The organism is Paenibacillus sp. 102, from assembly GCF_039549175.1.
GTDB lineage: Bacteria > Bacillota > Bacilli > Bacillales > Bacillaceae_G > Bacillus_A.
On record NZ_JBCGHT010000001.1, the window covers coordinates 656,806 to 669,546 of the forward strand.

The window sequence follows — 12,741 nt, forward strand, 5'->3', positions numbered from 1 at the left end:
TATAAAAAAAGGATGACAAGCTGTCATCCTTTTCTCCATATTATTCACGTAACTTTTACATGTTACAATATTTTTTGTAAAAACTCTTGTGCCCGTTTGCTTTTTGGTTCTGAAAAAAACTGTTCTGGACTTGCATCTTCAACAAGCTTTCCACCATCTAAAAAGAGCACACGATCAGCTACTTCTTTTGCAAATCCCATTTCATGCGTTACAATGGCCATCGTCATTCCTGTAGTTACTAAAGATTTCATTACTTCCAATACTTCTTTTACCATTTCAGGGTCCAGTGCCGATGTTGGTTCGTCAAAAAGCATAACTTCTGGTTCCATTGCCAAAGCTCTCGCAATTGCGACACGCTGCTTTTGCCCTCCTGAAAGACGGTTTGGATATGCATCCTTTTTATCGAGCAGCCCTACTTTTTCAAGAAGTTCCTTCGCCTTTTTCTCTGCTTCTTGTTTTGCCACTCCTTTTACATTTACAGGTGCGTACGTAATGTTTTCTAATACAGTCATATGAGGGAATAAGTGAAAATGTTGAAACACCATCCCAACATTTTCACGAACGTTCATAATATTCGTTTTCGGATTCGTTACTTCTTCTTTTCCAATCCAAATATTACCACTTGTAGGCGTTTCTAGTGCGTTCATACAACGTAAAAATGTTGATTTTCCTGATCCAGACGGTCCAACAATTGCAACAACTTCACCCTTTTCGATTGTTGTCGTAATTCCTTTTAATACTTCATTTTGTCCAAATGATTTATGAAGGTTTTCAACTTTAATCACTTTTCTTCATTCTCCCTTCAATTGCTTTCCCAACAAATGTAAGAATAATTACCAGAATATAGTAAACAAGTCCGACAAATAATAGTGGTTCAAGATATTTAAACGTTTCCCCGCCTACAATATAGGCACGGCGCATTAAATCTGTAGCACCAATTACTGTCACTACAGCCGATTCTTTCGTAAGTGTTGCAAATTCATTCACAAGCGCTGGTAATATATTTTTTAATGCTTGTGGCAAAATAATATTTTTCATCATTTTTCCATATGGAACCCCTAATGCCATCGCAGCTTCCGTCTGTCCTTTATCAACTGCTTGAATACCTGCACGAATTACCTCTGACATATATGCACCCGAATTTAAACTAAATGCAAGTACTGCTGCTAAAAATGCTGGTATATCGTATCCAATCATTTGCGGAACACCAAAATAAATAATCATTAATTGCAAGACAAGCGGTGTACCACGAAATATTGATGTATATAAATCAGCAGCGATATTTAAAACTCTTATTCTAGCAATTTTGCAAAGTGCTAATAACGTTCCTAATATAAAACCAACTAAAGCAGATACTGCTACAATTTTCAGTGTAACTTCTAGGCCCTTTAATATATATGGTATCGACGGAGTAATTGCCGAAAAATCTAGGTTCATCTTTTGTCATTCCTCTCACAGAAAATAGAAAGGCAGCTTATTTCTCGCTGCCAAACCATTTCTTCACTAATTTATCCATCTCGCCATTCTCTTGCATTTTTTTAATTACTTTATTAAACTCTGCCGTTTTATCACTATTTTTTGGAAGAGCAATTGCTGCTCCTACCTCTTCTGGCGCTTCCGGAATTTCAATTCCTTGTAAACCTTTCATTTTTTCTAAATAGTTTTTAGCAACTGTATCTTCTAAAATAGCAGCATCAAAACGTCCAGCTTGAATTTCTTGCACGATTTCTGGGATGCGGTCACGACCTTGCGCCTCGAATTTCACTTGTTTTTGGAAGTCCTCTGCTTTTTCTTCTTGAATAGAACCTGTTTGTACCCCTACTTTTTTATCTTTTAAATCTTGTAATGATTGAATACCAGATTCCTTTTTCGAAACGATCATATTTTTAGCAACAAAATATATATCTGTAAAATCCGCATTCTTCTTACGATCTGGAGTTGGTGTCATACCTGCCATAACAAAATCAACTTTTCCTGAATTAAGCGATGCTAACAATCCCCCAAAATCCATATCTTTTATTTTCACTTCATAACCAAGCTCTTTTCCGATATATTTTGCAATATCAACATCAAAGCCGATAATTTCATCACTTTTTGATGCCTCTACATATTCATAAGGTTTATAGTCTGCTGAAGTACCCATAACGAGTACTTTCTTATCTTTCTTCGTATTCGATTCCTTTGTTTCTCCCTTACTACAAGCACTAAACATACTTACAATTAAAATAAGTGCAAATGAAATTGATAATAACTTCTTCATATTTCTTCCCCCTAATAATGTATATTTAAAAGTTTTATAGAATTTCTATTCGATGTTTGTATTGTAGCAGTGTTTTTATTTTTATGCAACTATCAAAATAAAAATAAATTATAAATTCCTTAAAAACAGTGATTATCAATTATTATATGTATAAAATATTGTATAAATGATAAATTCCATGTATATCCTACCTCATTATAAATGATTAAAAACAAATATTTTCAATTTCATCTACTAGTAAATAAAGCAAATAAAAAAACGGTATGTGCACTTATCAGTGTACATACCGTTTTTATCGCCTTATTATACCTCTTCACAATTCTCTTCAAAATACGATTGCAATTTTGCAATAACTTGCATCGGATCGTGCCCTTCAATTTCGTGGCGTTCAACCATCGTTACAATCTTTCCATCTTTTAATAATGCAAAAGAGGGAGAAGATGGTGGATATCCTTCAAAATATTCACGCGCACGCGCTGTTGCCTCTTTGTCCTGCCCTGCAAATACTGTAACAAGGTGATCTGGACGCTTATCATAATGTACAGAATGTGCAGCAGCCGGGCGGGCAATACCACCTGCACAACCACATACTGAGTTTACCATTACAAGTGTTGTACCACCTTTCTTGAATGCTTCATCAACTGCTTCTGTTGTTGTTAATTCTGTATATCCAGCGGAAACAATTTCTTCACGCGCTTGACGGACAACATCATTCATAAAAAAGTTAAAGTTAATCAATGTTTTCCCTCCTCTAGATCTATCTATTTGTATCTTACCAGTTACTGTTTCAGAAGTACAAGTAAACTTACTTGTACTCTTCTTACGTGTATATATAAAACGTCTTAGAACAAGTGTCCCAAGACGTTTTTCCTTAATGCCCGCGATGCTTTTGTTTTGCTTTTTGCACTTTTATAAGGCGTTTCTTCTGCTTTTTTGCTTCACGTTGTTCCTTAGATTGCACTCGCTTTTCTTGCTTATGCAATTCATAAGATAAACTAATTGCCTCTTGTGCTTTCGTAAAGCGTTTTGTATTCATTTCTTTTGCAGCTTCTCTTATAATACGTTTTACATTTTTCGGGCGTTTTTTCTCTTTCGCTTTAACACCACATCGGGAAAAGTGATTAAAATACGTTAGCATTGTATCGTTTACAAATAAAAGTATCTCTTCGTCTGATGGCTCAGCGCCAAAAGTATACCTCGCTGCATACAAAGTCCCTTTATGTGTATTCTCAATCATTCCTACAAAAAACTGTCCATCGTGATATACTGTCAATTCCATCGACAGCCCCTCCTTAGAAAAAAATTAGAAATACTGGACATCCCGGAGGGGAAGGTTACTGACATACTTGTATGCGTCTGGACTACCAACCAGAACTGTGTTTTTGTATTCCTATAACTATTATATAGTATTTCTACTTTCTTTTTCTATCGCCTCATATGCTTCAATCATTTTTTTATGTGAGCCTACAATATACGTTGGCAATTCTGGAATGGGAAAGAATTTGAGCTGGACTGCTTCTTCTTTATTCACAGATAATACTCCTTCATACTCATTTGTATAATAAGCAGTCGTGACAGATTGAAACTCATCACCGTTCGCCAATTTTGTAAAGTAATTTGCTCCAGAAAATACATTAATGAGCTTTAAATTCTTCACATGAATTCCTGCTTCTTCATATACTTCTCGGCAAGCAGTTTCTTCTGGTGATTCTCCAAGTTCCATTAAACCGCCAAGTAATCCCCATTTTCCGTATGGTTCTGTTCGTTGTTGCAGCAAAACATGTCCATCTTCATTCAATACGAGAACAACAGCACCAACCAAAATTAAAGGGCGATGACCAACTACTTTTCGTAATTCTTCTACATATCCCATCGAAACAAACCCTTCTTTTTTTATTTCGTTGTCCACACTATTGTATCATATGCAAGAAATGGTAAAATGCGTTTATTATTTACTTTTTTTAAATAGATTCATTTTGATTTTTCAACATATAAGTCATTGCTATGAAACGCAAAAGGTGACCTGCACTCTTTTGCTATCTTTGGTCTCATTCAGTATGAGGTCTTTCTATGCATGACCGGATGCTCTCTCCTACCTAACAATCGTTTTTTCAGTTTGATATGAAAAAAGCTGATTCGCATAAGAACGAATCAGCTTTTTTCAATGCATCAGATTTAACTAACTGAGAACATATACTTTTTATACGTTTTTCTTACCGACAATACAAGCCCCATCATCATCATATTGGAAAATAAAGAACTTCCTCCATATGATAAAAACGGAAGCGCAATCCCTTTTACTGGCATTAATCCAACAATCATACCAACGTTTTGGAAGATTTGGAGAGTTAAAACACCAATTACTCCCGCACATAATAATGTACCGAACAAATTATCTGCTGAATACCCAATTATAATTGTACGGTAAAGAAGAAGAAGGAACATAAACACAATAAAAGCAGCTATTAAAAATCCACCTTCTTCAGCAATCGTAGCAAAAATGAAATCCGTATGTTTTTCCGGGATATAGACGTTTCCGTATCCAAACCCTTTCCCGTCCATTCCCCCGCTACCAACTGCTAAAATGGATTGTTGGGTTTGGTACCCTTGATCTGCATGTTCAAATGGATCTAACCACCCTAGAATACGTGATTGTTGGTGTGGCTTTAACAGAGTAACTAACTTGTTAAAAAATATGTCTGGATATCTCGCATATATAAATATTAGCGTAGATAGTACAGTCATGGGAATAACTGTACATAATGCAATTAATTTCTTTTGAATACCTGACATAAATAAAATACATGCGATTCCTGCAGCATATAGGAAAACCATCCCTGTATCAGGTTGACTATATACAAGTAGAGCAGGTGGAATCGATACTAAAATAATTTTACCTACTAATATTAAATCTGTTTGAAAGGTTCGTACCATATATTTTGCATTATGCTTCACTGCTAAACTGGCAATTAAAATAAGGAGCGCAATTTTGAAAAACTCTGATGGTTGGATTGCCCCTAGAACCGGGACTCTAAACCATCTTTTCGCCCCTAATATTTCAGGTGTTAAAGCTTTAAACGGTGAAATTTTAAGTATTATAATTGAAGTAAACCCAACAATATAAAATGGCCATGCTAATTTTTGCAATTGATCTAAATCAATACTTGCAACAAGTAGTAATAACACAATACCTATTACATAGTTAACCCCTTGTTTCATTGCAAAGTTTGAATCTCCATATTGTCCTGTTTGTTGACTACTATATATAGCTGCTATACTTGTAATACCTAATACACACAAAATTAAAATTAACTTTACATCTAAACTCTTTAGAAACTCGGTACTTCTCTTCATGACATCCTCCTGAAACATTGTTAAGGCAAAATAAAAAACCAGGAGTCAACATTCTTCATGTTTTGACGGCTGATTGCACATTAATCTATAAAATACTTATATAGAATAACTTTCTTTTTCAAACAATACAATACATTATACTACAGTTTCATCAGTAAGATTTGCCAAAAAAGTATTCTTTTCTTATTGTATATCTATATACAATATATCAGCAATGTATTTTCATAAATTCATAATACATTGTTATTCATTGTAAGATTCATTTTTTATATTTTCGAGTCCCTATTTACTTCGCTAAAAAGAGAATTTCTTACACACAAAATTACTCCCAAAGAAATAAGAAACGCGTAATAGACGTTTCTTATTTCTCAAGAATAAAGCACAGGTTTTCATCTTGATCTAATGTTACCAGTACAACTTTTGTATATTTGTCTTGCTCCTGTAATTTTTTTTGTAACCATTTCTCTGTTCTTCCAAACAAAGCAAGTGTTTCTTCATTTATTTTCCCCTCTTTCATCACAACAAATGGCATTGAAAAAGGCTGCGTCTCAATCCTAGCCTCTTTTTTGGTTACAGGTTCATTCTCTTGTTTTAAAAAAGAAGAAATATTCCCCCCAGGTTCCCATAGCGCAACTGCCACTTTTGTTATATCCTCAATCTTTTGCATACGAAGTTCTGAAAGTAAATAGTCTATAGAAATACGAGCTTTCTTTAAATTTTTTAATACAATATTCCCATTTTGAATCAAAATAAGTGGATCTGGTTCTAAAAAGCGCCTCCAGCTTTCCCATTTCAAGCTCAAAAAGGCAGTTAAACTATACAATATAATAAGCACAGCTGTTGTAGTCATCGAACCAATCATTCCTAATTTCTCATCTGATAACGGATGCGCTAAAATGTTTCCTAAAATTAAAGCAGTAATAAAATCAAGAAAACGGAGTTGAGAAATAGAACGCTGCCCCATAAATTTTGCTACAACTAATAAAAAGAAATATGCAATAACGCTACGTAAACCCCATTCTAAAATCGAAAGATGTTCTCGCTCAAAAAAGAAGTCCCACATCTCTATCCGCCTTTCCTATCATGTTATTTTTAGTGTGTGCTGCTATTTTTTCTATATACAAAAAAGCTAATCCTACAACGGATTAGCTTTTTTAAAATTTCATTTTATTATTCTTATTAATATACAGACGTATTATTCTCTGATACATTTTCAAGAATTTCTTTTACACGTCCTAAGAATTTACCACAAATTAAGCCATCAAGCACACGGTGATCAAGAGATAAGCACAGGTTAACCATGTCGCGTGCACCAAACATACCATTATCCATAATCACTGGACGTTTTACAATCGATTCTACTTGTAAAATAGCAGCTTGTGGATGGTTAATAATTCCCATAGACTGAACAGAACCAAATGATCCTGTGTTATTAATTGTAAATGTACCACCTTGCATTTCGTCTGCTTTCAATGATTTTGTACGAACTTTCCCTGCAAGTTCTGTAATTTCACGAGCGATACCTTTAATTGTTTTCTCGTCGGCTTGTTTAATAACCGGTACAAATAATTCATTTTCTGTTGCAACAGCGATAGAAAGGTTGATATCTTTCTTCTGAACGATTTTATCGCCCGCCCACATGGAGTTAATTTGTGGGTATTCTTTTAAAGCTTGCGCAACTGCTTTAACGAAGAATGCAAAGAATGTTAAGTTGAAACCTTCACGTTTTTTGAATTCACCTTTAATTGAGTTACGGTATGATACAAGGTTTGTTACATCTACTTCAATCATCATCCATGCGTGAGGTGCTTCATGCTTACTACGTAGCATATTTGCAGCGATTGCTTTACGCACACCTGTTACTGGAATTTCGATATCTCCAGGTACTGTTGGTACAGAAACTGGTTTTGCCGCTTCCGCTTTTGGTGCTGATGGTGCAGGCGCTGATTTCGGTGCTTCTTGTGGAGTCGGTACCGATACAACCGCTTCCTCTTTTTTCGCACCTGCTTGCGGAATATTTCCAGATTCCACAAGTTTCAGGATATCTTTGCGTGTAATACGTCCATTTGCTCCTGTACCTTCTACTAAATCTAAATCGATATTATGCTCACCTGCAAGTTTTAATACAGCTGGTGAGAAACGTGGTTTTCCATCAGTTGGTTGCTTCACTTTTGGTGCTTTTTCAGCTGGAGCAGTTTCTACTTTTGGCTCCTCTTTTGTTTTCTCTTCTACAGCTGTGGCAGCTACTTCATCTGCACCCTCTACTTGGATCACACAAACAACTTCACCTACAGCAAGTGTTTCACCTTCACCAGCGACTAACTCCTTCACAATTCCTGTGAAAGAAGATGGTACTTCTGCGTTTACTTTATCTGTCATTACTTCTGCAAGCGGATCATATTTATTTACGTGATCACCAACATTTACGAGCCATTTACTAATTGTACCTTCCGTTACACTTTCCCCAAGCTGAGGCATTGTGATATTTTCTACAGCCATGTATAGTCCCCCCGATTAAAATTCCGCAAGTTCACGCATTGCTTTTTCAACTTTATCTGGATTTACCATAAAGAATTTTTCCATTGTTGGTGCATATGGCATTGCTGGAACGTCTGGACCTGCAAGACGTGCAATTGGTGCATCAAGGTCAAACAAGCAATTTTCTGCAATAATTGCTGCTACTTCACTCATAATGCTTCCTTCTTTATTATCTTCCGTTACAAGAAGAACTTTACCTGTTTTAGAAGCTGCTTCAATAATCGCTTCTTTATCTAATGGATATACAGTACGTAAATCAAGAATGTGAGCAGAAATGCCGTCCTTCGCTAACTTTTCAGCAGCTTGAAGAGCAAAATGAACACATAATCCGTATGTGATAACTGTAATATCATCACCTTCACGTTTTACATCTGCTTTTCCGATTGGTAATACATAATCATCTTCTGGTACTTCGCCTTTAATTAAACGATATGCACGTTTATGTTCAAAGAATAATACTGGGTCTTCATCACGGATTGCCGCTTTTAATAATCCTTTTGCATCATATGGTGTTGAAGGAATAACAATTTTCAAACCTGGTTGGTTTGCAAACATTGCTTCTACAGACTGCGAATGATACAACGCACCATGAACCCCACCACCAAATGGCGCACGAATTGTTAATGGACAGGTCCAGTCATTATTTGAACGATAACGAATTTTTGCTGCCTCAGAAACAATTTGGTTTACTGCTGGCATAATAAAATCAGCAAATTGCATTTCAGCAATTGGACGCATACCATACATCGCTGCACCGATCGCCACCCCTGCAATTGCAGATTCTGCAAGTGGTGTATCAAGCGAACGGTCTTCACCAAATTGGTCATATAATCCGTGTGTCGCTTTAAATACGCCACCTTTTTTACCAACATCTTCTCCTAATACAAATACTTTCTCATCGCGTTCCATTTCCTCGCGCATTGCTAATGTAATTGCGTCAATATAAGACATTACAGCCATGAAACGTTCCCCCCCTATTCTGCGTATACGTGCTTCAATGCATCTTCAGGTGCTGCATACGGAGCATTTTCTGCATATTCTGTTGCTTCGTTTACGATATGCATAATTTCATCTAACATTTGTTTTTCAGATTCCTCTGTTAACACGCCAACTTCTTTTAAGTAAGCCGCAAATGTAAAGATTGAATCTTTTTTCTTCGCTTCTTCTACTTCTTCTTTATCACGATATACACGATCGTCATCATCACTAGAGTGTGCTGTTAAACGATAGGATACCGTTTCAACTAAAGTTGGACCTTCGCCTCGACGACCACGGTCTGCAGCTTCTTTTACAACTTTATATACTTCAAGTGGATCATTTCCATCCACTGTATATCCTGGCATTCCGTAACCAATTGCACGATCAGATACGTTTTTACATGCTAATTGCTTTTCAACTGGGATAGAAATTGCATATTTATTATTTTCACACATGAAGATAACAGGTAATTTGTGTACACCTGCAAAGTTAGCGCCTTCGTGGAAATCTCCTTGGTTAGAAGAACCTTCACCGAATGTAACAAACGTTACTAAATCTTTCTTTTCCATCTTCCCTGCTAATGCAATACCTACAGCATGAGGCACTTGCGTTGTAACTGGTGATGAACCTGTCACAATACGGTTTTTCTTCTGACCGAAATGACCTGGCATTTGACGGCCACCAGAGTTTGGATCGCCTGCTTTTGCAAAACCAGACAACATAAGCTCTTTTGCTGTCATACCAAATGCTAGTACAACGCCCATATCACGATAGTATGGTAATGCGTAGTCTTTTTCACGATCCAGTGCAAATGCTGCGCCTACTTGTGCAGCTTCTTGTCCTTGACAAGAAATTACGAATGGAATTTTCCCTGCACGGTTTAATAACCACATGCGCTCGTCAATTTTACGCGCAAGCAACATTGTACGATACATTTCTAATACTTGCTCATCACTTAAGCCAAGTTCTTCATGGCGCTTTTCTTTTACTTCTGCCATTTTCATAACCTCCTAAATCCACATTTTTATGCGTGTAATGCTTTTCCATCTACCGCTAATGCAGCTTCACCAATCGCTTCAGATAAGGATGGATGCGGATGAATTGTATGTGCAACTTCCCAAGGTGTTGCATCAAGTACTCTTGCAAGACCCGCTTCAGAAATCATATCCGTTACATGTGGGCCAATCATATGAACACCAAGAATATCATTTGTTTCTTCATCAACTACAAGTTTCACAAAGCCATCTGATTCTCCGTATACAAGTGCTTTTCCGATTGCACGGAATGAAAACTTACCTACTTTTAACTTATAGCCTTTTTCTTTTGCTTCTTGTTCTGTTAAACCAACAGAAGCAACTTCTGGACTACTGTATACACATTTCGATACCATTGAATAGTCAATTGGCATAACTTCTTTACCAGCAATATGTTCTACAGCTACAATCCCTTCATGAGAAGCAACATGCGCCAGTTGTAAGCCGCCAATTACATCACCAATTGCGTAAATGTGCGATTCTTTCGTTTGATAAAATTCATTTGTTTGAATGTATCCTTTTTCCACGATGATATCTGTATTTTCTAAACCGATATTTTGCGTATTTGCCTGTCTTCCTACAGATACAAGCATTTTTTCTGCCTTGAATTCTTTATTTTCACCATTGTGCTCGGCTTGAATTGCTACTCCATTATCTTTTACCAATGTTTCTGGCAATACTTTTGCACCTGTTACCACTTTAATACCTTTTTTCTTTAAAAGACGCTGCATTTCTTTCGAAACATCTTGATCTTCAAGCGGCAGGACATGTTTTGCGTATTCTAATACAGTAACTTCTACACCGAAGTCAGCAAGCATAGATGCCCATTCAATTCCAATTACGCCACCACCGACAATAATAATCGAGTTCGGAAGCGTTTCCATTTTTAGGGCATGATCCGATGACATTACGTACTCTCCGTCTAATTCTAATCCTGGTAATGAATTTGGACGAGATCCTGTTGCAATCAGAACATTTTTGGGAATCAACATTTCATTCTCTTCACCACTTGCAAGTTCAACCGAAATTGTTCCTGGCATTGGAGAGAAGATAGAGGGTCCAAGAATTCGGCCGATACCTTCAAACACATCAATTTTACCTTGCTTCATTAAATGTTGAACGCCCTTGTGAAGCTGCGTTACAATCTTTTCTTTACGCTCTTGTACTTTTGCAAAGTTTAATTCTACGTTGCTCGTTACAACGCCGAACTCTTCACTCTTTTTCGCAGTTGCATATACTTCTGCACTACGTAGTAATGCTTTACTAGGAATACAGCCTTTGTGCAGACAAGTACCACCAAGATTATCTTTTTCAACAAGCGCTGTTTTTAGCCCTAATTGTGATGCACGAATAGCAGCAACATATCCACCAGTACCGCCGCCAACGATGACTAAATCATATTCTTTTGCCATTATCTCAACCCCTAGCTACCGTTTCTTTTTCTCGTACAACATACTCTTTTGGATCTTCTTCTTCACGTAATACGCGAAGCGCTCCTTCTGCTAATGCTTGTAATTCATCTTCTCCAGGATGTACAATCACATCTGCGATCCAATGAACACGTTCTTTGATTTCATTGACAAGAATTTTGCTATATGCAAGTCCTCCAGTTAAAACGATGGCATCGATTTTACCGTGAAGAACGCTGCTTGCTCCACCAATTTCTTTCGCAACTTGATATGCCATTGCTTTATAAATAAGAGTTGCCTCAGGATCACCTTTTTCGACCATGTTTTCAACTTTAATTGCATCGTTTGTACCAATAAGACTCACTAATCCGCCTTGTCCAACAATCTTTTTCATCATTTCATCGCGGTAATACTCACCTGAGAAACACATTTCTATTAACTGACCGACCGGTACCGTTCCAGCACGCTCTGGACTAAATGGACCTTCTCCATTTAAGCCATTATTTACATCAATGACTTTCCCTTTCTTATGAGCGCCAACTGTGATTCCACCGCCCATGTGTGCAATTAATAGGTTTAAATCTTCATATTTACGGTCAAGTTCATCCGCGACTTTACGTGCCACTGCTTTTTGGTTTAACGCATGAAAAATACTTTTTCGCTCCATGCCAGAAATTCCGCTAATACGAGCGATTGGCTCCATTTCATCAACAACAACTGGATCGACAATGAACGCTGGAATATTTAATCCAGAAGCAATTTCATACGCCAAAATACCTCCAAGGTTTGAAGCGTGATGGCCACTATATCCATTTTTCAAATCTTCTAACATAGCTTCGTTCACTGTATACGTACCGCCTTCAATCGGACGAAGTAATCCTCCGCGTCCGCAAACAGCGTTCAATTTTGAAATATTAATACCGTGAGAATGTAGAACCTCTAAAATTGTTTCTTTTCGAAATTCATATTGATCAATAATTCGTTTATATTCCCCGATTTTATCCACATCATGACGGATGGTTTCTTCTAAAACAGGTCTTTCATTATCAAAAACACCTATTTTTGTGGACGTACTACCCGGATTAATAACAAGGATTCGATTTAAGGACAATGTTGCTACCTCCACCTTTAAAATTCAAAAGGCAACGGATACCTCATAAGAGGTATC

13 protein-coding genes are annotated in these 12,741 nt (G+C 36.8%); all 13 read right to left on the bottom strand.

Annotated elements, in window-relative coordinates:
* Positions 1-62: 62 nt before the first annotated feature.
* The 13 genes from AAIE21_RS03445 to buk all read right to left on the bottom strand — a co-directional run bounded on the left by AAIE21_RS03445 (position 63) and on the right by buk (position 12,684).
* The gene (locus tag AAIE21_RS03445; RefSeq protein WP_343265474.1) at positions 63-785 is read right to left on the bottom strand and encodes an amino acid ABC transporter ATP-binding protein; all 723 of its coding nucleotides are present in this window, start codon (positions 783-785) and stop codon (positions 63-65) included.
* Complete coding sequence (locus tag AAIE21_RS03450) at positions 778-1,437, bottom strand: amino acid ABC transporter permease (protein ID WP_343265475.1); 660 nt, start codon at positions 1,435-1,437, stop codon at positions 778-780. The genes AAIE21_RS03445 and AAIE21_RS03450 overlap by 8 nt, the downstream gene beginning before the upstream one ends.
* Before the next feature lie 37 nt (positions 1,438-1,474).
* Positions 1,475-2,260, bottom strand: a complete 786-nt coding sequence (locus tag AAIE21_RS03455) for a transporter substrate-binding domain-containing protein (RefSeq protein WP_343265476.1) — start codon at positions 2,258-2,260, stop codon at positions 1,475-1,477.
* A 303-nt stretch (positions 2,261-2,563) separates the two neighbouring features.
* Positions 2,564-2,977: a BrxA/BrxB family bacilliredoxin gene (locus tag AAIE21_RS03460; protein ID WP_343265912.1), complete on the bottom strand. Its 414-nt coding sequence runs from the start codon at positions 2,975-2,977 to the stop codon at positions 2,564-2,566.
* A 154-nt stretch (positions 2,978-3,131) separates the two neighbouring features.
* Positions 3,132-3,539, bottom strand: coding sequence for a YjdF family protein (locus AAIE21_RS03465; RefSeq protein WP_343265477.1), 408 nt, complete (start codon positions 3,537-3,539; stop codon positions 3,132-3,134).
* A gap of 120 nt (positions 3,540-3,659) precedes the next feature.
* A complete protein-coding gene (locus AAIE21_RS03470; RefSeq protein WP_343265478.1) occupies positions 3,660-4,133 on the bottom strand; it encodes an NUDIX hydrolase in 474 nt (157 codons plus the stop codon).
* Between the two features lie 302 nt (positions 4,134-4,435).
* Positions 4,436-5,614: an FtsW/RodA/SpoVE family cell cycle protein gene (locus AAIE21_RS03475; RefSeq protein WP_343265479.1), complete on the bottom strand. Its 1,179-nt coding sequence runs from the start codon at positions 5,612-5,614 to the stop codon at positions 4,436-4,438.
* 361 nt (positions 5,615-5,975) lie between these two features.
* A complete protein-coding gene (locus tag AAIE21_RS03480) occupies positions 5,976-6,677 on the bottom strand; it encodes a DUF421 domain-containing protein (protein ID WP_343265480.1) in 702 nt (233 codons plus the stop codon).
* A gap of 116 nt (positions 6,678-6,793) precedes the next feature.
* Positions 6,794-8,113 (bottom strand): dihydrolipoamide acetyltransferase family protein, encoded by a 1,320-nt coding sequence (locus AAIE21_RS03485; protein ID WP_343265481.1) that lies wholly within the window; start codon positions 8,111-8,113, stop codon positions 6,794-6,796.
* 15 nt (positions 8,114-8,128) lie between these two features.
* Complete coding sequence (gene bfmBAB, locus AAIE21_RS03490) at positions 8,129-9,112, bottom strand: 3-methyl-2-oxobutanoate dehydrogenase subunit beta (protein WP_343265482.1); 984 nt, start codon at positions 9,110-9,112, stop codon at positions 8,129-8,131.
* A gap of 14 nt (positions 9,113-9,126) precedes the next feature.
* Complete coding sequence (bfmBAA, locus tag AAIE21_RS03495) at positions 9,127-10,128, bottom strand: 3-methyl-2-oxobutanoate dehydrogenase subunit alpha (protein ID WP_033672442.1); 1,002 nt, start codon at positions 10,126-10,128, stop codon at positions 9,127-9,129.
* 26 nt (positions 10,129-10,154) lie between these two features.
* The gene (lpdA, locus tag AAIE21_RS03500; RefSeq protein ID WP_343265483.1) at positions 10,155-11,576 is read right to left on the bottom strand and encodes a dihydrolipoyl dehydrogenase; all 1,422 of its coding nucleotides are present in this window, start codon (positions 11,574-11,576) and stop codon (positions 10,155-10,157) included.
* Positions 11,577-11,580: 4 nt separating this feature from the next.
* Positions 11,581-12,684 (bottom strand): butyrate kinase, encoded by a 1,104-nt coding sequence (buk, locus tag AAIE21_RS03505; protein ID WP_343265484.1) that lies wholly within the window; start codon positions 12,682-12,684, stop codon positions 11,581-11,583.
* Positions 12,685-12,741 lie beyond the last annotated feature (57 nt).

Excerpts from the sequence above, each read along its gene's own strand:
- bfmBAB (WP_343265482.1), bottom strand. The coding sequence starts at position 9,112 with ATGGCTGTAATGTCTTATATTGACGCAATTACATTAGCAATGCGCGAG.
- AAIE21_RS03465 (WP_343265477.1), bottom strand. The coding sequence starts at position 3,539 with ATGGAATTGACAGTATATCACGATGGACAGTTTTTTGTAGGAATGATT.
- bfmBAA (WP_033672442.1), bottom strand. The coding sequence starts at position 10,128 with ATGGCAGAAGTAAAAGAAAAGCGCCATGAAGAACTTGGCTTAAGTGAT.
- AAIE21_RS03455 (WP_343265476.1), bottom strand. The coding sequence starts at position 2,260 with ATGAAGAAGTTATTATCAATTTCATTTGCACTTATTTTAATTGTAAGT.
- AAIE21_RS03450 (WP_343265475.1), bottom strand. The coding sequence starts at position 1,437 with ATGAACCTAGATTTTTCGGCAATTACTCCGTCGATACCATATATATTA.
- lpdA (WP_343265483.1), bottom strand. The coding sequence starts at position 11,576 with ATGGCAAAAGAATATGATTTAGTCATCGTTGGCGGCGGTACTGGTGGA.
- AAIE21_RS03480 (WP_343265480.1), bottom strand. The coding sequence starts at position 6,677 with ATGTGGGACTTCTTTTTTGAGCGAGAACATCTTTCGATTTTAGAATGG.
- AAIE21_RS03460 (WP_343265912.1), bottom strand. The coding sequence starts at position 2,977 with ATGAATGATGTTGTCCGTCAAGCGCGTGAAGAAATTGTTTCCGCTGGA.
- AAIE21_RS03485 (WP_343265481.1), bottom strand. The coding sequence starts at position 8,113 with ATGGCTGTAGAAAATATCACAATGCCTCAGCTTGGGGAAAGTGTAACG.
- AAIE21_RS03475 (WP_343265479.1), bottom strand. The coding sequence starts at position 5,614 with ATGAAGAGAAGTACCGAGTTTCTAAAGAGTTTAGATGTAAAGTTAATT.
- AAIE21_RS03470 (WP_343265478.1), bottom strand. The coding sequence starts at position 4,133 with ATGGGATATGTAGAAGAATTACGAAAAGTAGTTGGTCATCGCCCTTTA.